Below are 21,658 nucleotides of genomic sequence, written 5' to 3' on the forward strand. Positions count from 1 at the left end.
GTGACGTTCGGATCGCGGCTGGCGGCCGCCGTCGGGCGTTTCGGAAGCCTGTGCGTCGGAATCGATCCGCACCCCTCACTGCTGGCGGCGTGGGGCCTTCCCGATACCCCCGCCGGGCTGGACACTTTTTCGGAGACGGTGTTGGAGGCGGTCGCGGGAAGTGTGGCGGTCGTGAAGCCGCAGGTTGCCCTGTTCGAGAGGCACGGTTCCCGCGGAATGGCCGTCCTCGAGCGGCTGCTGAAGCACAGCACCGCGGCCGGGGTGCTGACAATCGCAGACGCCAAGCGCGGGGACATCGGATCAACCATGGCCGGCTATGCCGATGCCTGGCTCCGAGACGGGTCCGCCCTGGCAGCGGACGCCCTCACCCTGAGCCCGTACCTGGGGTTCGAGTCGCTTCGCCCGGCTTTGACCGCGGCCAGTGAGACGGGTCGCGGGGTCTTTGTCCTGGCCCTCACCTCCAACCCGGAGGGCGCGTCCGTGCAGCATGTGGGCGGCGGGGACTCGGTTGCGCGCCGCATAGTCCAGGCAGCGGCTGCAGAGAACGACGGCGGCACCCCGGGTTCGGTGGGTCTGGTGATCGGCGCGACCGCAGGGGCAGCGGTGCGTCAGCTTGGGCTCGACCTGGGCGCGCTGAACGGGCCGATTCTCGCTCCCGGCGTGGGGGCGCAGGGTGCCGGCCGGCAGGAGCTTCTGGAAACCTTCGCGGGCGCCTCCGGAGTGATCCTGCCCAACTCGAGCAGGGAGATCCTTAGCTCCGGTCCCGACGCGGCACGACTTCGCCAGGCGGTCGCCACGGCGCAACGCGCGGTGGACCTGTCCGGGGTCGCCGAGCCCGGAACGGATTGATTTTCAGTCAGCCGAGCAGATAGGTTCAGTGCAAGCCCAAACTCCAGACCCGTCACTGCCGGTGCTTGGCCGACGGTTTCAACTGCCTAGGGAGCCCGAGTGAGCCTGAAACCTCTCACCGATAGCGAACGAACACTGGCGCGGGAAAAAGCAACTGCGGCCCGGGCCGTCCGGGCGGAGCTGAAGTCCCGGCTGAAGTCGGGAGAAGTCACGGTCGATGACGTCATCAACGGTTCTACGCATGAAGAAGCGATCGGCAGGCTTCGGGTTCTTGATTTACTCAAGGCTTTGCCCGGTGTGGGAGAGAAGCGGGCCGCGGGCATCATGGACGCCGTGGGAATCGCAGCTACCCGCAGGGTTCGCGGGCTGGGAATCCACCAGCGCAAGGCCCTCGTTGAACATTTGACGAACCACCCGGCGAACAACCGCCACTAGAGAAAGAAGTATTCGTGAATCAGCCGCGGCTGACCGTGCTTGCGGGCCCAACGGCTGTGGGCAAAGGGACTGTCTCGACCTACATCCGTGACAATTACCCGGAGGTGGAACTCTCCGTCTCGGCGACAACCCGCGCTCCCCGTCCGGGTGAGGTGGAGGGAGTTCATTATCACTTCGTGTCGCCGGAAGAGTTCGACTCCCTGGTGGAAACGGGCCAGATGCTGGAGTGGGCCGTTGTGCACGGGCGGAACCGCTATGGCACCCTGAGACGCACGGTCAATTCAGCGATGGAGGCCGGAAAATCGGTTCTCCTCGAGATTGACCTGCAGGGCGCGAGACAGGTGAAGGAGAGTATGCCGGAAGCGAATTTCGTGTTCCTCGCCCCCCCCAGCTGGGAGGAAATGGTCCGGCGGCTCATCGGCAGGGGTACCGAAACCGCCGAGGAACAACAGCAGCGCCTGGTAACCGCTAAACTGGAACTTGCTGCCGAACCGGAATTTGATCACACCGTGATTAATGACGATGTTCAGCGCGCAGCAGATGAGCTTGTTTCATTGATGGGCCTCACCGCGCACTCGCAGTAAAATGCAACGCGCAGTGGCTTTTGCGGCCCAGCGACTATTGGAGATTTTGTGTCTACTCAGCCCGAAGGCATCATCAACCCGCCGATCGACTCCCTGCTCGAGGCGTCGGATTCGAAGTACGCCCTGGTGATTTACGGTGCCAAGCGTGCCCGCCAGATCAACGCCTACTACTCGCAGCTGCACGAGGGCCTGTTCGAGTACGTCGGGCCGCTTGTCGAGACCAAGCTGAATGAGAAGCCCCTGTCGATCGCCCTGCGCGAGATCAATGAGGGAATGCTCGTAGCTGCACCGGCAGAAGCGTCGGAGTAAGCGCTCCGCCGGTCAGCGCGAAGACTCGACGTGCGTATCGTCCTGGGAGTTGGAGGAGGGATCGCCGCCTACAAGGTGGCGTCCCTTCTGCGTTTGTTCACTGAAGCCGGCCATGAGGTGACGGTGATTCCCACCGATGCAGCGCAGCGCTTTGTGGGCACGGCCACCTGGGAAGCGCTGTCGGGGAACCGGGTCAGCAACGATGTGTTCGACGCCGTCGACCAGGTCCGCCATGTGCGGTTAGGTCAGGAGGCGGATCTTGTGGTCGTCGCTCCTGCGACCGCCGACCTGCTCGCCCGCGCAGCCGCCGGAATGGCGGACGACCTCCTCACGGGAACCTTGTTGGTGACTCGGGCACCGGTTGTGTACGCGCCGGCCATGCACACCGAAATGTGGCAGCATCCGGCTACGGCCGCGAACGTTGCGACGCTGAGGGCCCGTGGCGCCGTCGTTCTGGAGCCGGCGGTAGGCCGCCTGACGGGCGCGGACAGCGGACCGGGGCGGCTCCCGGAGCCTGACGACATTTTCGCTGCCGCGCTGGGGGCAGCTTCGGGGACGCCGACCGGGGCAGCACGTCCGCTGGCCGGCCGCACGGTCACCATCACCGCAGGCGGCACCCGCGAACCGCTCGATCCGGTGCGTTTCCTTGGTAACCGGTCCTCCGGGAAGCAAGGGGTGGCGCTTGCCGCGGCCGCTCTGGAGGCGGGCGCTACCGTGCAGTTCATTGCGGCCCATCTGGAAGTGCAGCCTCCGCCCGGTGCGCAGCTCACGGTCGTGGAAACCGCCGAAGAGCTGCGGGAAGTCACGCTCAAGCTGGCGCAGCGGTCGGATGCACTGGTCATGGCTGCGGCCGTCGCTGACTTCCGACCGGATACCGTCTCGGATACGAAGGTCAAAAAGCGCGACGACGGTGAGAACCCTGTGATCACGCTGATTCGTAACCCGGACATCCTTGTGGAAGTGGTGCAGCAGCGCGCAGAGCTGGGATCTCCCGCGGTGATTGTCGGATTCGCTGCCGAAACGGGGGACGACGACGCCACACCTCTTGCGCACGGACAGCAGAAACTGCAGCGCAAGGGCTGCGACCTGCTGATACTGAACAGGGTGGGTCGCTCACTGGTCTTTGGACAGGATTCCACTGAGGTGGCCATTTTGGACGCGGGCGGCGCGGAGCCGGAGGCCGTGAGCGGGAGCAAGACCAGCGTGGCAGCCGTCATCATTGCGCGGGTTGCTGCCATGCTGGGGACCTCATTCGACCAAGTAGAGTGATCACGTGAATTCACCCCATACGCCTAGCCACCCCTTGCGATTGTTCACCTCGGAATCGGTGACCGAGGGCCATCCCGACAAGATTTGTGACCAGATCAGCGACGGCATTCTGGATGCGCTGCTGGCGGCGGACCCACGGTCCCGTGTAGCGGTGGAAACCCTTGTGACCACGGGCCTGGTTCACGTGGCCGGCGAGGTGACCACCGAAGCGTACGTCGAAATCCCGGAGATCGTGCGCAAGACCATCCTGGGAATCGGGTACGATTCATCAGCAAACGGCTTCGACGGAGCACGCTGCGGTGTGTCCGTTTCGATTGGTCAGCAGTCTCCCGAGATCGCCTCAGGCGTGTTCAGGTCGCTCGAAACACGGGAGGGCACCAGTACCGACCCCTATGATGCCCAGGGCGCAGGAGACCAGGGCATCATGTTCGGGTACGCCAGCGACGAGACGCCCGTCCTGATGCCGACACCTATCTGGCTGGCCCACCGCTTGTCCGAGCAGCTCACCGATGTCCGGAAGAACGGCACACTGTCCTACCTGCGCCCGGACGGCAAGACACAGGTCACAGTCGGTTATGACGGCGACAGGCCGGTCAGCGTCGATTCGGTGGTCATTTCCTCTCAGCACGCCCAGGGGGTCGACCTTGGAACCCTGCGGGCTGACCTCGTGGAGCACGTGATCACCCCGGTTCTGGCGACGTCCCATCTCGACATTTCAAACGTCCGCCATATCCTCAACCCGGGCGGTGAATTCGTCATCGGCGGGCCGGTCGGAGACGCAGGACTGACCGGACGAAAGATCATTGTGGACACCTACGGTGGAATGGCCCGTCACGGCGGCGGTGCGTTCAGCGGCAAGGATCCGTCAAAGGTTGACCGATCGGCCGCTTACGCCATGCGCTGGGTCGCTAAGAATGTCGTGGCTGCCGGGCTTGCCCGCCGCGCGGAGATCCAGATCGCGTACGCAATCGGCATGGCGCAGCCGGTCGGCATCTACGTGGAGACCTTCGGTACCGAGCAGGTCGATCCCGCTGCAATCGGCTCGGCTATCAACGAGATCTTTGACCTCCGCCCCCTGGCGATCATCAATTCTCTTGACCTGCTCAGGCCCATTTACCAGAAGACCGCCGCGCACGGGCATTTCGGCCGCGAGGGCGACGGGTTCAACTGGGAACTCACTGACCGCACCGACGAGCTCAAGAGCTACTTCAACGCGTAGGCAGGTATTACCTTCGAACCGATGAGTTCCGACGATGGACGGCAGCTTTCGCTGCTGCAGGGCTTCAGCGCACCGGCGGCTCCGCGCGGTACGTCCCCGGTCGCAGCCGAGTTGCCAGTCGCCCGGGTTCTGATCGATTCACCACTGCCGCATCTTGACCGTCCGTTTGATTACCTGGTTCCGGCGTTGGACGACGACGCCGCCGTCCCTGGCGCCCGGGTCAAAGTCCGCTTCGCCGGGCGGGAGCATGCGGCGTTCATCATCGAGCGGCTTGCCGTGTCCGACAGCCCGGCACGTTTGCTGCCGCTGGCCAGGGTGGTGTCTGCGCATCCGGTGGCGACCCCTGAAATCCTGGCACTTGCAGCCTCCGTGGCGGTCCGGTACGCCGGCTCCGTGAGCGATGTCCTTCGATCAGCAGTGCCTCCGCGGGTGGCCCGCGTGGAGAAGGAGTTCACAATTGACGGGACGGTTCCCCCCGATGTGCCCGCACAGGCCGGTCAGCCCCCTGTGTATGACCGGTACGTTAACGGCAAGCGGTTCCTGGCACGATTGACCGAAGGTGAGAGTCCGCGCGCGGTACTGACGACACTCGGTGGTTACGGGCCGGCCGGGTGGCCGGCGGAAATGGCCGAAGCGGTACATGCAGTGTGGGCGGCGGGGCGTGGCGCCGTCGTCGTTGTTCCTGACCAGCGGGACCTCGGCCGTGTTGAAGAGGCACTTCGTGCGCGCATCGGTGCGGATGAGTTCGTCCGGCTTACGGCCGAAGACGGCCCCACCCCCCGGTACCGCAACTTCCTCAAACTCCTGCATGGACAGGTCAGAGTGGCGGTGGGTACGCGGTCCGCCGCCTATGCACCTGTGCGGGACCTGGGGCTCGTGTGCCTCTGGGACGACAATGATGAGTCACACAGTGAACCGCGCGCCCCTTACCAGCACGCCCGCGAGGTACTGCTGCTGCGCAGTGAACTGCAAGGTTGCGGACTGCTGATTGCTTCAGCCTCCCGAAGCGTCGAGGCCCAGCGGCTAATCGACAGCGGCTGGGCACAGTCCCTGACCGCTGATCGTCCGGCCGTGCGTCGGCTCGCTCCGCGGGTCCTTCACTCGGCCGATACTTTTCACACCGACCGCGAACCGCTGACGCACCAGGTCCGGATTCCTCCGGTGGCCTGGCGCGCCGCCAGGGATGGGCTGCAGCGCGGGCCTGTCCTGATCCAGGTTGCGCGCACGGGATTCTCACCTGCCCTGGCATGCCAGGACTGCCGGGAACCCGCCCGCTGTCAGCACTGCGCCGGTCCCCTGGCGCAGTCCGGCCGGGGCTCGGTTGTCGCGTGCCGCTGGTGTGGACGGCCTGATCACGCCTGGCGTTGCCCAACATGTTCGGGCGGTCGGCTCCGCTCCACCGTCAGCGGCGCTGCGCGCACCGCTGAGGAACTGGGCCGGGCGTTCCCCGGCGCCGTCGTCGTTTCCTCGTCCGGCGATCATATTCTCGATGCGGTGGATGATTCGCCCCGAGTGGTGGTGGCAACCCCGGGTGCCGAACCTGTTGCGGTTTCGGGCTACGCCGCCGTGGTCCTGTTGGACGGGAACGCGCTTCTGGGCAGGGAGTCCCTGCGTGCGCTGGAGAGTACCCTCCAGCGCTGGTTCAACGCTGCGGTGCTCGCCCGTCCTGCCTCGGCAGGCGGTGTGGTGGTTGTCACCGCGGATGACGACGTCGCTGCCGGCCACCTGGTCCGTTGGGATCCTGCCGGTGCTGCGGCGCGTGAGCTCGCACTGCGCACCGAACTGGGGCTGCCGCCGGCCGTGCGATACGCAGCGCTGACCGGTTCCCTGGAGTCACTGGCGGCCTTCCTTGAAGGAGTGGACCTGCCGCCATCGTGCAGGGTTGTCGGTCCAGCTGCGGTGCGCGCCGCGGCGGGTCCGGCAGGCCCGGAGAAACCGGGCCAACAGTCAGCGGCGGGCTCGCACCGTACTCTGGTGTTCTTCCGGTACCGCGATGCCGCAGAGGTCGTCGGCGCGTTACGGGCGCGCCGGGTTTCGCTCTCGGCCAGGCGGACCTCCGAACCTGTCCACGTTCGGATCGATCCTGTCGGGGCACTCTAGCGCCTCAGTGCTCCAGCCAGTCAACGCTGCCGAGCCCGTGAACGTCGCCGCCCACCGCCTGCGGGTTCGTCGTGGAGCTCTGCTGCTTCTTCAAGCGCGGCGAGGAGTGAATCAGCCGAGGTGTCCCAGGAATAGTTAAGGGCCTGTTCCCGACCGGCAGCGGACGCGCTTTTCCAACGCAGCGGATCATCAAGCGCCCGGATGGCACTGGTGAACTCTTCGGGTGAATCCGGCTGCACGTACAATGCCGCTGTTCCTCCAACCTCCCGGAATATGGGCGTATCCGCAGCGACAACGGGGGTACCCACCGCCATGGCTTCGATGACGGGAAGTCCGTAACCCTCAGCCCGGGAGACCGTCACGAGGGCAGTGGCAGAGCGCAGCAACTGATCGTAGTCCCGGTCGCTGACGCCATTGTGAAACACCACTGTTGCTCCGGCGGGTACAAGCCTTTCAAGCTCCGCACGCCGATCAGGCGTGATCCTGCTCAGCAGATGAAGCGTGTAGTCGGGCAGGCCTGCCATCCCGGCCAGCAGGGTCTCCACGTTCTTGTACGGCATGAAGGATCCCATGTAGAGCAGCGATTTGTCCGGAGCCGGATCCGGCGGCCGCGGTACGGCACCTGATTGGGGGGCATTGCCAATTATGCGGATCGGCCGCCGCGTCAGCCGGTGCGTCTCCATCAGGGCTCGGGTGGTCGCCGAGATGGTGGCAACGACGTCGGCCCGGTTCAGAAGCACCCGCTGCGGCCAGTAGGCCAGATGGTACAGCCGCCACAGAACCCGGACCGGCAGGGGAAGAAAGCCCGGCGGCGTGCGGTTCTGGTAGTAGATGAGATCGTGAAGCGTGAGCACTAGCGGGTAACGGCGCCCGAACGAACCCATGGTCTGCATCGGGCAGAACACGGCGTCCGGCTCCAGGCGGTTGATGCGCCAGGAGACGAACAGTTCGGCGGGGGAAAGCGGGCTGTTGATCATCACATGCGGAACGTCCGGTAGCAGGGCCAATTGCCGACGGTCATGAACCAACATGGTTACCTCGGCGTCCGGCCGATGTGCGAGCGCTTCAATGAGGCTGGCTCCATAGCGGCTGATGCCGTCGTGGTGGTCGGTGCGGGTGAACCTGGCATCGATCAGGATTTTCATCGGGTCCTCGACTCTACGAAATCTGAGATGTGGCCGGCCGCGGCATCAGGCGCTTCGTAATGGACGAGGTGACCCACCTCCGGAAGCACCACGAGTGTGGAGTCCGGCATCAGCGCCGCAAGCTCCTGCTGCGTCTGCACCGAGCCGAGATCATCCTTCTCAGCGGCAATCAGGAGCACCGGAAGATGGAGCAGGGCGGCGCTGTCGCGGACAGTCGCGCTGATGGATGCTGTGAACGCCTGCAGGACGACCTCCCGGGAGGCGAACGCACTGAAATAGGCGCGGTGCTGCGCGTGAATCCACCGCCGCAGCGGCCGGTCCCGGGTTTTAGCCATCAGCTCGCTCGTGGCACGCACGATCATGCGGTTGCGCAGCACTGCCTGTCCCGCCCGCTCGGGAAGCGCCGCGCCAAGGCGGTAGTACAGCTCCGCAAGGCGGGTGGCAATCCGACTGGGTCCTTCAAGAGCTGGGGCGCTGATCGGGTTGATGAGGACCAAGGCGTTGAAGGCGCCGGGAGCGTCTGCCGCGGCCCTGGCCGCGATGATGGACCCGAAGGAGTGACCCACCAGCACCGTCTGGGGACCGAGGGCAAGCCGGTCCATACTGCTCCGGACAAACGCCGCATACGCCGCGACGTCGTGCGTCCCGTCCAGGGGCTCGGACTGACCGAAGCCCGGGAGGTCCGGCACAAGAACGCGGTGGGCCGGAAGCGCTTCGATGATCCGCAGCAGCCCGTGGTGGTCGCCGCGGAATCCGTGCACCATGAAGATCGCAGGCGCGTCCTGCGCCGCTCCTTCAGGCGGAAAGTCCCAGAAACGCCGCAAGCCGCCGTTCAGGTGCAGTGACCGCACAGCGGCAGCGCGATTCAATACCACCATCTCAGTTGACCAGGTCCGGATGGGAACCGACCCGTGTGTCCGAGTCGAGCTGGGCGATGGCCGTCATGTCCACCGCGTCGAGCGTGAAGTCGGAGAGCCGGAAATTTTCAGCTATCCGTTCCTGCGAACTGGCCTTTGCTACGGCCGCGCCGCCGGTTTGCAGGTGCCAACGGAGAATGACCTGCGCCGGTGACCTGGAATGCTTGGCGGCAATGTGGGTGATGGTGGGGTTCGTGAGCAGGCTCCCTCGTCCGAGAGGACTCCACGCCTGTGTGAGGATGCCGTGCTCGGCATTAAAGCTCCTCAGGTCCCGCTGCTGCAGGTAGGGATGAAGTTCGATTTGATTCACAGCAGGAACCACCTCCGTTCGGGACAAAAGCTTCTCGAGGTGGTGTCGCTGGAAATTGGATACCCCGATGGCACGAACCCTGCCCCGTGAGTAAAGCTCCTCGAGTGCCCGCCAGGTGTCGACATACTGGTCTTTGGCCGGGCACGGCCAATGGATCAGGTAGAGGTCGAGGTAGTCGAGACCGGAACGCTTAAGGGAGTCCTCGAACGCGGCAAGAGTCGCTTGGTAGCCGTGATCCTCGTTCCAGACCTTCGACGTCACAAAGACGTCGCCGCGCTCAACATGGCCGGCGTCGACGGCATCTCGCACGGCACGGCCCACTCCCTCCTCATTGCCGTACATCGCAGCGGTGTCCAGCAGCCGGTAGCCGGCTTCGAGCGCGAGGGTGCACAGCCCGTGGGCATCGTCCGCCGGTACCTTGTAGAGACCGTAACCCAGCCGGTCCATGACGACGCCGTTGGAGACCGATGCCTTGCCGGAAGTATGCATGCCTCCGACTCTACCGAGGGTGGGGCCGGGAGCGCGTCATGACCGGCGAGCCGGTCGAATCAGCCCTGGCGAACCAGCGCACGGGCTGAACGTTCATCCACAATGAGGTCGGTTGCCAGGCCCGCAGCGAGCGCGCCGCGCAGGCCGTTGATTTTTGATTCACCGGACACCACGCAGATGCGCCGACTGACCTGGCCAAGCATACTGAGGTCAGGTCCCGTGCTTCGCTTGTTGAGGACAATGTCGCTGTAGGATCCGTCAGCACGGAAGAAGACGGTCGCAACATCACCGACTACCTGGTTCTCGCGAAGGATCTCGAGGTCTTCCTCATCGAGGTAGCCGCCCGCATAGACATGGCTGGGAATGCCCGCGCCGGTTGACCCTACCCCGAAGATCGCCATGGTCATGCGCTCCTGAAGATCGAGGATGCGCCTGACGCTGCGCTCGGCCCACATGGCTGTTTTGGTCTGGGCATGGTCGAAGAAGGCGGGGACAGGGAACTGTTCGACGCGCGCCCCGTACGCGGCGCCGAACCGGCGGAGAATCTCACTCGCGTAGGTGATTCCGGTCGTTTGCGTGTTGCCCGCGCCGTTCAACTGGACAATTGTGCTGTCATGCGTGACCTTACGGGTCAGATGATGGCTGACGGCGCTGATGGTTGACCCCCAGGCAACTCCGATGATGGCGTTGGAGTCAACCAACGGTCCCAGCGTTCGCGCTGCCTGGATAGCAACGCGGTCGAGCACATCCGAGTCGCTCACGAGGTCCGTCACGGGGACCACATGCGCCTCCACATCGAAACGATTGCGGATCTCACGTTCAAGAGCAGGTGCCCGGTCAAGGGGATTGTTGATCTGGATCTGAACTAACCCAGTATCCCGCGCCATGGAAAGAAGCCGGGACACGGTGGAGCGGGACGTGCGAAGCTCACGGGCTATCGCGTTCATGGTGAGGTCCTGCAGGTAGTACATCTGGGCTGCGCGAAGAGCGTCGCGGTTACGTGGCTGCTTAGCCTCGAAATTTCGGACATTTGCTCGGTCGGCGGCGTTCGGGGGAGCAGTGTTCACTGAATTCTCCGTAGGTGGGTGCACGTTTGTGCACTGTTGTTGACGAATATTCCCAATCCTCCAAAGAATAGGGGTCAGAACCGTATTGCACCACTAGTCAAGGAGCCAGCATCCCGTGAGGAACAGCACCGGGCCGACGACGCCGTCGGTCGAACAGAACCGTCCTTTACGGGATAGCGTCCAGCAGTTGAAGCAGGCGGGAAGGACCTCCGTACTCATCATCGGCGGCGGCATCAACGGGGTAGGTACGTTCCGCGATCTCTCGCTTCAGGGCATTGACGCCACGCTCATTGAACGCGGCGATTACTGCCAGGGCGCCTCGGGTGCCTCGTCTCACATGATCCATGGAGGCATTCGGTACCTCGAGAATGGTGAGTTCCGCCTGGTGCGTGAATCGGTTGTGGAGCGGAATGCCCTCTTGAAGCTCGCACCCCACTACGTCAAGCCGCTCCAGACAACCATCCCGGTCTTCAGCACCTTTTCCGGCATCCTGGCCGCCCCGCTCCGGTTCCTTACCCACAGACAGGGCGCACCCCGCGAGCGCGGCGCCGTTCTGATCAAGGCCGGGCTGACACTGTACGATGCGTTCTCGCGGGCAGGCGGTACCGTGCCCCGCCATAAGTTCATCGGGCGGAAAGCCTCGCTTGCCCAACTGCCCAAATTGAGGCCGGATGTGAAGTACACGGCTACCTATTTCGATGCCTCCGTCCATAACCCCGAGCGGCTCACCCTCGACGTGCTCCAGGACGGACTGCGCGCCAACCCCCGGTCCCGGGCCGTCAACTACGTCAGCGCGGTCGGCAGCAGTGAGGAAGGCATCGTGCTCCGCGATGAGCTCACCGGCGAGGTCTTTCCGGTTCAGGCCGACGTCGTCGTGAACGCCTCCGGGGCCTGGGTGGACGGAACCAACAGCGCTCTGGGTCAACCGAGCAGTTTCATGGGTGGAACCAAAGGCTCCCACATTGTGCTCGATCATCCGGAACTGCTGGCGGCCTGCGCCGGCCGGGAGATCTTCTTCGAACATTCGGACGGCCGGATCGTTCTGATCTACCCGATGGGGGACCGTGTGCTGGTCGGCACCACAGACCTTGAAACGGACATGGATGCCGCGGCTGTCTGCACCGACGCCGAGATCGACTACTTTTTCGATCTGATCCACCATGTCTTCCCGACGGTTCGCGCCACCCGGGACAGCATCGTGTACACCTTCTCAGGTGTGCGCCCGCTGCCGCGCCACGACGACACCCAACCCGGCTTCGTTTCCCGGGACTACCGCATTGAGCGGGGAACTACCGCCAACCGCCCCATGCTCAGTCTGGTAGGCGGCAAATGGACCACCTTCCGTGCGCTCTCGGAGCATCTCGCGGACGAGGTCCTCGGCCTGCTGCAGCGCAGCAGGACCGTTTCGACTGCAGCATTGCCGATCGGCGGCGGGACGGGATTCCCGCAGCAACCGCGTGACATTGCCGCCTGGACCGAAGCCAATGGAGCAGGGCTGCCCGCGGAGCGCGTCCGGCTCCTGCTCGAGCGGTACGGCACGAGAGCCGCCGAGGTCGCTGCCTTTATCGTCGACGGCGAGGACCGTCCGCTGCAGACTACCCGGGAAGTCTCCACTCGTGAGCTCGAGTACATGGTGCTTCAGGAACAGGTACAGCACATCTCCGATGTCATCATCAGAAGGACCGCGCTGGCCTTCAACGGACTCGTCAGCGCAGAGCTGATTGACGAGCTCGCCGACATTCTCGGGACCTACCTCGACTGGACTGCAGCCGAGCGAAAGGGCGAGATCGAAGACACCCGCCGATTGTTGCAGGAACAACACAAGGTGAGTGTGCATAGTTTGGTTGCATAGGTTGTAAGCAATCTTCAGCAGCCCTCGGGTAGCTGAGAACCAACGGCAGCACTTGCCGGGGGAGTAACGCGGTGCCGCGACCATCACGGTACCGGGGTCAATACGGCCCATAGTTGAATAAATGGAGGAGTCAAAGATGTCTCTGGAAGTATTCGTCGCCGAAACATTCGGCACGTTCATGCTGCTGTTGCTAGGTACAGGGGTCGTAGCCAACGTTGCGCTGGCCGGGACCAAGGGAAATAACGGCGGGTTCCTGATGGTCAACTTCGGTTGGGGCCTTGCGGTCTTCGCCGGTGTTTACGTCGCTGCGCTCTCGGGAGCGCACCTGAATTTCGCCGTCACAGTCGGCCTGTGGGCTAATGGCGACATCGCGGAGTTCGCTCCCGGCGTCGATAAGAACCTGGGCACCGCGCTTGCCTACTTTGCAGCGCAGATGCTCGGATCAATACTCGGTGCGGTGGGCTGCTGGCTGGCCTACAAGCAGCACTTCGATGCCGAACCGGATCCCGCAAACAAGCTCGGAGTGTTCTCCACAGGCCCAGCCATCCGTAACTACGGCTGGAACCTGGTCACTGAGATCATCGGCACTTTCGTTCTTGTCTTCGTCATTATCGCCTTCGCCGGTACGCCGTCGGGCCTCGGCCCGCTCGCGGTGGCTCTGCTTGTCGTCGGTATCGGCGCATCGCTCGGTGGACCCACCGGCTACGCCATCAACCCCAACCGCGACCTCGGTCCTCGTATTGCACACGCGTTCCTGCCGATCAAGGGCAAGGGAAGCGGCGACTGGAGCTACGCCTGGGTTCCGGTTGTCGGGCCGATCATCGGCGGTGTGCTTGGCGGCTTGATCGCCATGCTGGTCACCTTCCCGACTCCCGCAGCCTGAGCCACACCAGCCGGTGGCACAGATGATCCTGGGCCATCGCCGTCCGAATAAACCGAGAAGTACACTCAATGAGGAGAAGTAATGCCGCAGTACGTCATCGCTATTGACCAGGGAACCACCTCAAGCCGTGCAATCGTCTTCGACCACCAGGGGAACATCGTCTCCTCCGGCCAGAAGGAGCACGAGCAGATCTTCCCCAAGGCCGGCTGGGTGGAGCACAACCCGATTGAAATCTGGGACAACACCCGTGAGGTCATCGGCAACGCCCTCTCAAAAGCCAACCTGACCCGCCATGACATCGCCGCCGTCGGTATCACCAACCAGCGCGAGACCGCCGTTGTGTGGGACAAGAACACCGGCCAGCCGGTCTACAACGCGATTGTCTGGCAGGACACGCGCACCCAACCGATCGTCGACGAGCTTGCTGCTGATGGCGGTGTCGAAAGGTTCAAGCAGCAGGTCGGCCTGCCGCTGGCAACCTACTTCTCCGGAACGAAGATCAAGTGGATCCTCGACAACGTTGAAGGCGCCCGCGAGAAGGCTGAAGCCGGGGACCTCCTGTTCGGAAACACCGATTCCTGGGTGACCTGGAACCTTACGGGCGGTGCTGATGGCGGAGTGCACATCACCGACGTCACGAATGCCTCCCGCACTCTCTTCATGGATCTCGAAACGCTGAGCTGGGATTCCTCCATCCTGGAAACCTTCGGCGTTCCGGCCTCCATGATGCCGGAAATCCGGTCTTCCTCCGAGGTCTACGGCAACGTTCACAGCTCGCAGCTCCTCCGCGAGGTTCCCGTGGCGGGTATTCTCGGCGACCAGCAGGCTGCGACCTTCGGTCAGGCGGCGTTTGAGAAGGGCGGTGCCAAGAACACCTACGGCACCGGCAACTTCATGATCGTCAACACCGGTGAGGAGATCGTCCACTCGAAGAACGGCCTGTTGACGACGGTCTGCTACAAGCTCGGCGACGCCAAGCCGGTGTACGCACTCGAAGGTTCGATCGCCGTCACCGGCTCACTCATCCAGTGGCTCCGGGACAACCTCGGGATCATCAAGACCGCTCCCGAGGTGGAGCAGCTTGCGAAGTCGGTCGAGGACAACGGAGGCGTCTACATCGTTCCAGCGTTCTCCGGCCTCTTCGCACCGTACTGGCGCTCCGATGCCCGCGGTGCGATCGTCGGCCTCACCCGTTTTGTGAACAAGGGTCACATTGCCCGCGCTGCCCTGGAAGCAACCGCCTTCCAGACACGCGAGGTGCTTGACGCCGCCAACGCTGATTCCGGCGTCAACATGGAAGATCTCCGTGTCGACGGCGGCATGGTCGCCAATGACGCGCTGATGCAGTTCCAGGCCGACATCCTCGGTATCCCCGTGATCCGGCCGAAAGTCACGGAAACCACGGCACTCGGTGCCGCCTACGCTGCGGGCCTCGCCGTCGACTTCTGGAAGGACACGGACGAGCTGGCCTCGAACTGGTCCGAAGACAAGCGCTGGCTCCCGACGATGGACGACGCCGAGCGCGACCGTCAGTTGCGCAACTGGAAGAAGGCTGTCACCAAGACCTTCGACTGGGTGGATGAGGACGTTCAGTAGTTCTTCGTAGCACCAAAAAAGGCGGAGCGGACATTGTTCGCTCCGCTTTTTGGTGGGTCGAGCTGCGGGCTCGCGGCTGGTCCGCGTCCGCACAGCACCCGCGGGCCCTGCCCGCTCCGCGATGTCCAACCGCTCCGGGGCATCGCGGGTGCCGCCCGGGCGCTGGTCTTTGCCGCCGTCACCTTGGAACGCTGGACTCCCGTCAACGGCAACGGGCGCCTGAGTAATCGAGGCGCCCGTTGCGTTTGGGGGACGGGAGGTTGGTTGTGGTGTTTTTAGCGGAGGACTTCTCCTGAAACGTTGTCCGGATTGCCGAAACGGTGTGCCGTTATTGATACTGCCTGCTCACGCAGGAAGGGCAACATCTCAATTCGGCCGGCCTCCGTGACGGGACCGCTGTAAATGGCGATGTCCGGATCGCCGTCGGTGGCTGCACACAGTTCCGAGTAGCCGCCGCCCACGAGACGCACCCGGCCCAGGCCCGCAGACGGGGCGGCAGCCAGCCACGCGGCGTCGTCCTCTACCCGGTGGGTGACATTGTGTGCTGACAGGACCGCCGTGAGGGCCGGTGCAAGCGGCTCCGGGGTCGATACCGACATGGTCGAGCCGCTGCGCAGACCTGCCGCTACCACCCGGATGAATTCGCCGATAGCGCCGGCTTCGTTCAGCCGGACGGTCACCGGGGTCGCAAGGTACCGGAATTCGTTCCGTTCAACGCCAAGGGCCGACACGTCTTCATGCGTTCCGAAGGTGCGCACCCAGTGACGCTGATCGTCGGCTGCGGAACGGGCAAGGAAGCCGCGGTCGCCGTCGGGGACTTCCGCCGCGTGCAGCAGCTGGCGGACCGGCCCGCTGAGCGGCGCGTGAACGTTACCCGGATGGAGCTCTTCGCGCTCCCAGCTGCCGAGGTGGATGAGGTAGTTCGGTCCACCCGCCTTGGCGCCCGGTCCAACGGACGAGCGCTTCCACCCCCCGAACGGCTGGCGGCGAACGATCGCGCCGGTAATGCCGCGGTTGACGTAGAGGTTGCCCGCCTCCACTGATTCAAGCCACTGTGAGACTTCTTCAGGATTCAGGGTATGTATTCCACCAGTCAGACCGTACGCGCTGGCGTTCTGCCACTCGATCGCCTGTTCAAGCGACTCAGCGTGCATGATGCCGAGCACCGGACCGAAGAATTCCGTCATATGGAAGTAGCTGCCGGGCTTGACCCCGGTGCGTACGCCTGGGCTCCAGAGCCGGCCGGTGTCATCAAGCTGTTTCGGCTTGACCAACCACGATTCGCCTTCCCCGAGCGTAGTGAAAGCATCCTTGAGCTTGCCCGCGGCCGGCTCGATGATCGGACCCATCTCGGTCTCAGGGTCCTCGGGGTAGCCGACCTTCAGGGAAGCCACAGCATCAACCAGCTGATTGCGGAAACGCGCGGAGGTACCCGCCGACCCCACCAGAATGGCCAGCGACGCGGCGGAGCACTTCTGGCCGGCATGGCCGAAGGCAGACCGGACGACATCCGCCGCGGCGAGGTCGAGGTCGGAGCTGGGCGTCACAATGAGGGAGTTCTTGCCGCTGGTCTCTGCGAGCAGCGGAAGATCGTTCCGCCAGGACCGGAACAACTTCGCGGTGTCGTAGGCACCGGTGAGAATGACCCGGTCCACCTCGGGGTGGGAGAGCAGATGTTGCCCGACCGGCCCTTCGGCGACGTCAGCAAACACCAGTACGTCGCGGGGAATACCGGCCTCCCACAGCGCCTCGACCATGACGGCCGCGCACCGCTTGGCCTGGGGCGCAGGCTTGAGGATGACGGCGCTCCCGGCAGCCAGCGGAGCGAGGGCGGAGCCGGCGGCGATGGCCACGGGGAAATTCCACGGCGGGGTAGCCACGGTCAACGCTGCAGGGACAAACCGGGCCCCCTCAACGGTGTCGAGTTCTTCAGCGAGCAGCGCGTAGTAATTGGCAAAGTCGATTGCCTCTGAAATTTCCGGGTCTGACTCGGCGATGGTCTTACCTGTCTCGCTCGCCGAAACTTCCACGAGGTCCCCCCGGCAGAGAGCGAGTTGGGCCGCTGCGCTGCGCAGCACTTCCGCCCGCTCTGCTCCCGACTTCGACGCCCACTCGCGCTGTGCCATGCGCGCCGACCGGATGACGGTGTCGACGTCGTTGTTAGTTTCCAGCTGGGACGCCTCCACGAGCGCGACGCCCAGGGTGGAACCGGGGACACGGCTGAGAACCTCGTTGGCCCACTCCCGGATGCCGGGCAGGGACGGGTCGGAATCGGACTGGTTCCGGAACTCGCCGGGCCCGGTTGCGGTGAAGCGGTCCGGCTCCTGTGAACGGTTCGGTTGAGGCACCGTAGGTTCGAGTTCGGTGAGGGATGCGAGGAAGCGTTGCTTCTCACGCTCGAACAGCTCCTCATTCTTCGTGAGCTCGAAAACTGCGCTCATGAAGTTTTCCTGGCTCGCGTTCTCCTCAAGACGGCGAATGAGGTAGCTGATCGCCACGTCGAACTGCGCCGGCTTCACCACCGGGGTGTAGAGAAGCAACGAGCCGACGTCCTTGCGCACCTCTGCGGCCTGGTCTTCAGCCATGCCGAGCAGCATCTCGAACTCGATCCGGTCCTCGACACCGCGGGCAACGGAAAGCGTGCGGGCGAGCGCAATATCGAACAGGTTGTGCCCGGCAACCCCGAGGCGAACGGCGTCCGCATTCTCGGGACGCAGTGCCCAGTCCAGGCAGCGCTTGTAATTGGTGTCTGTGGCCTGTTTGCTCGGCAGCGTGGCCGGTTCCCAGCCGTGGACGGCGGCATCCACGAGCTCCATGGCCAGGTTGGCGCCCTTGACCAGGCGGACCTTGATGGCGGACCCACCGGCGGCACGCCGCTCCTGCGCCCAGGCGGTCAGGTCCTGCAGTGCACCGAGAGCGTCCGGCAGGTACGCCTGCAGGACAATCCCGGCCTCAAGGTTCCGCAGATCTGGAGTTTCGAGGATGCGTTTGAAGACTGCGACGGTGAGATCAAGGTCGTGGTATTCCTCCATGTCCAGATTGATGAACTTCGGAGCCGGGGATGACACTGCCAGCCGGTATAGCGGCAGCAGCCGCTCAGTGACCCGCTCGACCGTGCCTTCGAAGTCCCAGAGATTGAGGGTGCTGACCACAGACGAGACCTTGATGGAGACGTAGTCGACGTCGTCGCGCGCCAGGAGGTCACGGGTGCCGCTGAGCCGCGCGTCAGCTTCCTTGTCGCCGAGGACGGCTTCGCCCAGGAGGTTGATGTTCAGGCGCACGCCCTCGCCGCGCAGGGCGGCAATTGACTTGCCGAGGTGCGAGGGACGGGCATCAACGATGAGGTGGCCGACCATCTCCCGCAGCACACGCTGTGCCACCGGAACGACGACGCGCGGCAGGACCGGGGCCATGACCCCTCCCAGCCTGACGGCGCCCTTCATGTACCAGGGCAGGAACGACGGCGTCTTCCGGGCCAGCTGGGCAAGGTTCCGTGCTGCAACGGCAGGGTCTTCCGGCCGGATCACCCGGTCCACGAAACCGATCGTGAAGTCGAGCCCGTTCTGGTCCTTGAGGACTTCAGCGAGGAGTTGCGCGGACTTCGATCCGCGTGTGCTGCCTGCCGGAGCCGTTCCGGTGGTGCGCTGGGCGTCACCACCGGACGTGCCCTGGTGCAGCCAACGTCGCACCAGGGCAACCGCATCATCGCCGAGGGTCTGAGGCGATGGATCTGCGGTGGGAATGGTTTGTGTCATTGTTCTCGTCTACCTAACGACGACGGGCCAGAATGCCTGCAGAGCAGTCCACCTCCTGCGGTGGCTGGCCGATCAGCCGCGGGCGCATTCCGCCTCGGCATGCTGGGTGCAATAACAGAAAGTTGCGCCCAATGGAAATATGGTAACTCCTGAAGAACGCTGCCGGGACCAAACTGCGCTAAGGTGGGAGCATGTTCGCGCATCTGCTCCTTATCTAGCCGCGCATTCCAGCGCGGCCGCCCCTCCTGTGTTGAGGGGCTTTTGTATGTCCGGGGCCTGCTATGAACCCTGGGCACCCATTCGGGAGCGGTGAAGCGATGGTGGATGGAGAAGACGGTCACCAGTGGTCAACAGACAGGGCAAGAAACAGTGAGCATGAATCCCACGGTGGAAGAGCCGGACGCCGGTACGTACAGTTTCGCTGACATTGAGGCGAAGTGGCTTCCTGTGTGGGAACAGCTTGACACCTTCACACCGGTCGATGACGGCAGTAGGGAACGCCGCTATGTGCTGGACATGTTCCCCTACCCCTCCGGGGACCTTCACATGGGGCACGCGGAGGCCTTCGCGATGGGTGACGTCGTTGCCCGCTACTGGCGGCAGCTAGGCTACGACGTCCTGCACCCGATCGGCTGGGATTCCTTTGGGCTCCCCGCAGAGAATGCCGCCATCAAACACAACGCCCACCCGAGCGAGTGGACTTACGCGAACATCGACACCCAGGCGGCGTCCTTCAAGCGCTATGCAATCAGCGCCGACTGGTCCCGGCGCCTTCAGACGTCGGATCCCGAGTACTACCGCTGGACCCAGTGGCTATTCCTGCGCTTCTTCGAAAAAGGGCTCGCCTACCGCAAGGATCATCCGGTCAACTGGTGCCCGAAGGACCAGACCGTGCTCGCGAATGAACAGGTTGTCAATGGTGCGTGCGAGCGCTGCGGGAGTCCCGTTACAAAGAAGAGCCTGAACCAGTGGTACTTCCGCATCACTGACTACGCAGACCGGCTGCTTGAAGACATGGAACCGCTGGCGGGACACTGGCCGGAACGTGTGCTGGCGATGCAGCGGAACTGGATCGGCCGGTCCGAGGGCGCGCACGTCACCTTCACGATCGAGGCCGACGGCACCCTGCCGGCTACCGATGTCGCCGTCTTCACCACGAGGCCGGACACGCTCCACGGTGCCACGTTCTTCGTTGTAGCCGCAGACGCGGATCTCGCCGCGGACCTGGTGACCCCCGAGCATGCTGCTGCACTGTCCGATTACAGGGCGAGCGTCAACACGCTCAGCGACATCGAGCGCCAGTCCACTGAACGTGAGAAGACCGGCGTCTTCACCGGACGCTACGCAGTAAACCCGTTGAATGGGGAGAAGCTGCCGGTGTGGGCCGCCGACTATGTGCTCGCAGACTACGGCACCGGTGCAATCATGGCCGTTCCTGCACACGACCAGCGTGACCTCGACTTCGCGCGGGCCTTCGATCTGCCCGTGCGCATGGTGGTGGACACCGGGGAGGAGGATCCGGCGGTCTCCGGCAAGGCGACCACGGGGGAGGGGACGCTGGTCAACTCCGGCGAGCTGAACGGGCTTCCCAAGGATACCGCGATCCAGCGAGCCATCGAACTGGTCGCCGCCCAGGGTACCGGCGAGCGCACGGTCAATTATCGGCTGCGGGACTGGCTGCTGTCACGTCAGCGCTTCTGGGGAACGCCCATCCCGATCATCCACTGCGGTGCATGCGGCGAGGTTCCCGTCCCGGATGAGCAGCTTCCGGTACGCCTTCCCAGCGACCTGCGCGGAGAAGACCTGGCGCCGAAAGGCACGTCGCCGCTCGCAGCAGCGACAGACTGGGTTAACGTCCAGTGCCCACAGTGTTCGGGACCGGCTACCCGGGATACGGACACCATGGACACCTTCGTCGACTCGTCCTGGTACTTCCTGCGCTTCGCCGATCCGCACGCCACCGAGGTGCCGTTCGACTCCGCAAAGGTCAATGAGTGGCTGCCGGTCGGGCAGTATGTCGGCGGCGTGGAGCACGCCATCCTCCACCTGCTCTACAGCCGGTTCTTCACCAAGGTCCTGTTCGACCTCGGGCTGGTCAACTTCACGGAGCCTTTCTCTGCCCTTCTCAACCAGGGCCAGGTGCTCAACGGCGGCAAGGCAATGAGCAAGTCGCTGGGCAACGGTGTGAATCTCGGTGAGCAGCTCGACCGCTATGGCGTGGACGCCATCCGTCTCACAATGGTCTTTGCCTCCCCACCGGAAGACGACGTGGATTGGGCGGATGTTTCGCCGTCGGGCTCTGCAAAGTTCCTCGCTCGCGCGTGGCGCCTCGGCGCCGATGTGACGTCCGGGCCCGGCTCCGATGCCGCATCCGGGGACCGCGCGCTGCGTTCGGTCACCCACCGCACCCTTGCCGAAGCCGGCGACCTGCTGAAGAACAACAAGTTCAATGTGGTCGTCGCCAAGGTCATGGAACTGGTGAATGCTACGCGAAAGGCGATCGATTCAGGAGCGGGCGGTGCAGACCCTGCTGTCCGTGAGGCAGCTGAGGTCACGGCGATCATCCTCAGTCTCTTCGCTCCGTACACCGCGGAGGATCTCTGGGAACGCCTGGGCCACCCCGCGTCAGTGGCGGCTGCCGGTTGGCCCGCTGTGGATCACTCACTGCTGGTTCAGGACACTGTGACGGCTATCGTCCAGGTTCAGGGCAAGGTACGGGACCGCCTCGAAGTGCCGGCGGACATCACCGAGGATGCGCTTCGTGAGCTCGCCCTCGATTCCGCGCAGGTCCAGCGGACGCTGGCCGGCAGGAACATCCGGACGGTTATTGTCCGGGCGCCGAAACTGGTCAACATCGTTCCGGCCTGACCGGCCGGCGA

Annotated in this window: 16 protein-coding genes; 11 read left to right on the forward strand and 5 right to left on the reverse strand. The window is 64.1% G+C overall.

Features of this window, described 5'->3' with window-relative positions; genetic code table 11:
• From pyrF to ASH00_RS13765, 7 genes are all read left to right on the forward strand, one after another.
• The gene (gene pyrF / locus ASH00_RS13735; RefSeq protein ID WP_056549445.1) at window positions 1-849 is read left to right on the forward strand and encodes an orotidine-5'-phosphate decarboxylase; all 849 of its coding nucleotides are present in this window, start codon (window positions 1-3) and stop codon (window positions 847-849) included.
• A 99-nt stretch (window positions 850-948) separates the two neighbouring features.
• Window positions 949-1,284: an integration host factor, actinobacterial type gene (gene mihF, locus ASH00_RS13740; RefSeq protein ID WP_056549447.1), complete on the forward strand. Its 336-nt coding sequence runs from the start codon at window positions 949-951 to the stop codon at window positions 1,282-1,284.
• A 14-nt stretch (window positions 1,285-1,298) separates the two neighbouring features.
• Window positions 1,299-1,868: a guanylate kinase gene (gmk, locus tag ASH00_RS13745; protein ID WP_056549449.1), complete on the forward strand. Its 570-nt coding sequence runs from the start codon at window positions 1,299-1,301 to the stop codon at window positions 1,866-1,868.
• Window positions 1,869-1,916: 48 nt separating this feature from the next.
• Window positions 1,917-2,177, forward strand: coding sequence for a DNA-directed RNA polymerase subunit omega (gene rpoZ, locus ASH00_RS13750; RefSeq protein WP_026544007.1), 261 nt, complete (start codon window positions 1,917-1,919; stop codon window positions 2,175-2,177).
• A gap of 30 nt (window positions 2,178-2,207) precedes the next feature.
• The gene (gene coaBC / locus ASH00_RS13755) at window positions 2,208-3,446 is read left to right on the forward strand and encodes a bifunctional phosphopantothenoylcysteine decarboxylase/phosphopantothenate--cysteine ligase CoaBC (protein WP_056549451.1); all 1,239 of its coding nucleotides are present in this window, start codon (window positions 2,208-2,210) and stop codon (window positions 3,444-3,446) included.
• A gap of 4 nt (window positions 3,447-3,450) precedes the next feature.
• Entirely contained in the window at window positions 3,451-4,665 is a 1,215-nt protein-coding gene (gene metK, locus ASH00_RS13760) for a methionine adenosyltransferase (RefSeq protein ID WP_056549453.1), read from the forward strand.
• 21 nt (window positions 4,666-4,686) lie between these two features.
• The gene (locus tag ASH00_RS13765; RefSeq protein ID WP_056549455.1) at window positions 4,687-6,765 is read left to right on the forward strand and encodes a primosomal protein N'; all 2,079 of its coding nucleotides are present in this window, start codon (window positions 4,687-4,689) and stop codon (window positions 6,763-6,765) included.
• Between the two features lie 20 nt (window positions 6,766-6,785).
• Here the strand turns inward: ASH00_RS13765 and ASH00_RS13770 are convergent, their stop codons facing one another.
• The 4 genes from ASH00_RS13770 to ASH00_RS13785 are packed head-to-tail and all read right to left on the reverse strand — an operon-like array spanning window position 6,786 to window position 10,597.
• Complete coding sequence (locus ASH00_RS13770) at window positions 6,786-7,910, reverse strand: glycosyltransferase family 4 protein (RefSeq protein ID WP_056549457.1); 1,125 nt, start codon at window positions 7,908-7,910, stop codon at window positions 6,786-6,788.
• Window positions 7,907-8,788: an alpha/beta fold hydrolase gene (locus ASH00_RS13775; protein WP_056549459.1), complete on the reverse strand. Its 882-nt coding sequence runs from the start codon at window positions 8,786-8,788 to the stop codon at window positions 7,907-7,909. Before ASH00_RS13775 ends, ASH00_RS13770 begins: the two co-directional genes overlap by 4 nt.
• Window position 8,789: 1 nt before the next feature.
• Window positions 8,790-9,626: an aldo/keto reductase gene (locus tag ASH00_RS13780; protein WP_056549461.1), complete on the reverse strand. Its 837-nt coding sequence runs from the start codon at window positions 9,624-9,626 to the stop codon at window positions 8,790-8,792.
• 59 nt (window positions 9,627-9,685) lie between these two features.
• Window positions 9,686-10,597 carry a sugar-binding transcriptional regulator gene (locus ASH00_RS13785; RefSeq protein ID WP_056549612.1) on the reverse strand — a complete coding sequence of 304 codons (912 nt, stop codon included), beginning with the start codon at window positions 10,595-10,597 and terminating at the stop codon, window positions 9,686-9,688.
• A 211-nt stretch (window positions 10,598-10,808) separates the two neighbouring features.
• Between ASH00_RS13785 and ASH00_RS13790 the strand changes: the two genes are divergently transcribed.
• The 3 genes from ASH00_RS13790 to glpK all read left to right on the forward strand — a co-directional run bounded on the left by ASH00_RS13790 (window position 10,809) and on the right by glpK (window position 15,024).
• Window positions 10,809-12,545, forward strand: coding sequence for a glycerol-3-phosphate dehydrogenase/oxidase (locus tag ASH00_RS13790; RefSeq protein ID WP_056549463.1), 1,737 nt, complete (start codon window positions 10,809-10,811; stop codon window positions 12,543-12,545).
• A gap of 136 nt (window positions 12,546-12,681) precedes the next feature.
• Window positions 12,682-13,428: an MIP/aquaporin family protein gene (locus tag ASH00_RS13795; RefSeq protein WP_056549614.1), complete on the forward strand. Its 747-nt coding sequence runs from the start codon at window positions 12,682-12,684 to the stop codon at window positions 13,426-13,428.
• 81 nt (window positions 13,429-13,509) lie between these two features.
• Window positions 13,510-15,024 (forward strand): glycerol kinase GlpK, encoded by a 1,515-nt coding sequence (gene glpK, locus ASH00_RS13800; protein ID WP_056549465.1) that lies wholly within the window; start codon window positions 13,510-13,512, stop codon window positions 15,022-15,024.
• A 275-nt stretch (window positions 15,025-15,299) separates the two neighbouring features.
• Here the strand turns inward: glpK and ASH00_RS13805 are convergent, their stop codons facing one another.
• The gene (locus ASH00_RS13805; protein WP_056549467.1) at window positions 15,300-18,779 is read right to left on the reverse strand and encodes a bifunctional proline dehydrogenase/L-glutamate gamma-semialdehyde dehydrogenase; all 3,480 of its coding nucleotides are present in this window, start codon (window positions 18,777-18,779) and stop codon (window positions 15,300-15,302) included.
• 375 nt (window positions 18,780-19,154) lie between these two features.
• On the opposite strand from ASH00_RS13805, the gene leuS reads away from it, so the two are divergent.
• A complete protein-coding gene (leuS, locus tag ASH00_RS13810) occupies window positions 19,155-21,647 on the forward strand; it encodes a leucine--tRNA ligase (protein ID WP_056549469.1) in 2,493 nt (830 codons plus the stop codon).
• Window positions 21,648-21,658 lie beyond the last annotated feature (11 nt).

It is taken from the genome of Arthrobacter sp. Soil782, assembly GCF_001428435.1.
GTDB lineage: Bacteria > Actinomycetota > Actinomycetes > Actinomycetales > Micrococcaceae > Arthrobacter_D > Arthrobacter_D parietis.

What these genes read in the sequence shown, in the direction of transcription:
- ASH00_RS13765 (WP_056549455.1), top strand. Translation starts at nt 4,687, where the DNA reads ATGAGTTCCGACGATGGACGGCAGCTTTCGCTGCTGCAGGGCTTCAGC.
- ASH00_RS13770 (WP_056549457.1), bottom strand. Translation starts at nt 7,910, where the DNA reads ATGAAAATCCTGATCGATGCCAGGTTCACCCGCACCGACCACCACGAC.
- ASH00_RS13775 (WP_056549459.1), bottom strand. Translation starts at nt 8,788, where the DNA reads ATGGTGGTATTGAATCGCGCTGCCGCTGTGCGGTCACTGCACCTGAAC.
- ASH00_RS13780 (WP_056549461.1), bottom strand. Translation starts at nt 9,626, where the DNA reads ATGCATACTTCCGGCAAGGCATCGGTCTCCAACGGCGTCGTCATGGAC.
- ASH00_RS13785 (WP_056549612.1), bottom strand. Translation starts at nt 10,597, where the DNA reads ATGTACTACCTGCAGGACCTCACCATGAACGCGATAGCCCGTGAGCTT.
- ASH00_RS13795 (WP_056549614.1), top strand. Translation starts at nt 12,682, where the DNA reads ATGTCTCTGGAAGTATTCGTCGCCGAAACATTCGGCACGTTCATGCTG.
- glpK (WP_056549465.1), top strand. Translation starts at nt 13,510, where the DNA reads ATGCCGCAGTACGTCATCGCTATTGACCAGGGAACCACCTCAAGCCGT.
- ASH00_RS13805 (WP_056549467.1), bottom strand. Translation starts at nt 18,779, where the DNA reads ATGACACAAACCATTCCCACCGCAGATCCATCGCCTCAGACCCTCGGC.
- leuS (WP_056549469.1), top strand. Translation starts at nt 19,155, where the DNA reads ATGAATCCCACGGTGGAAGAGCCGGACGCCGGTACGTACAGTTTCGCT.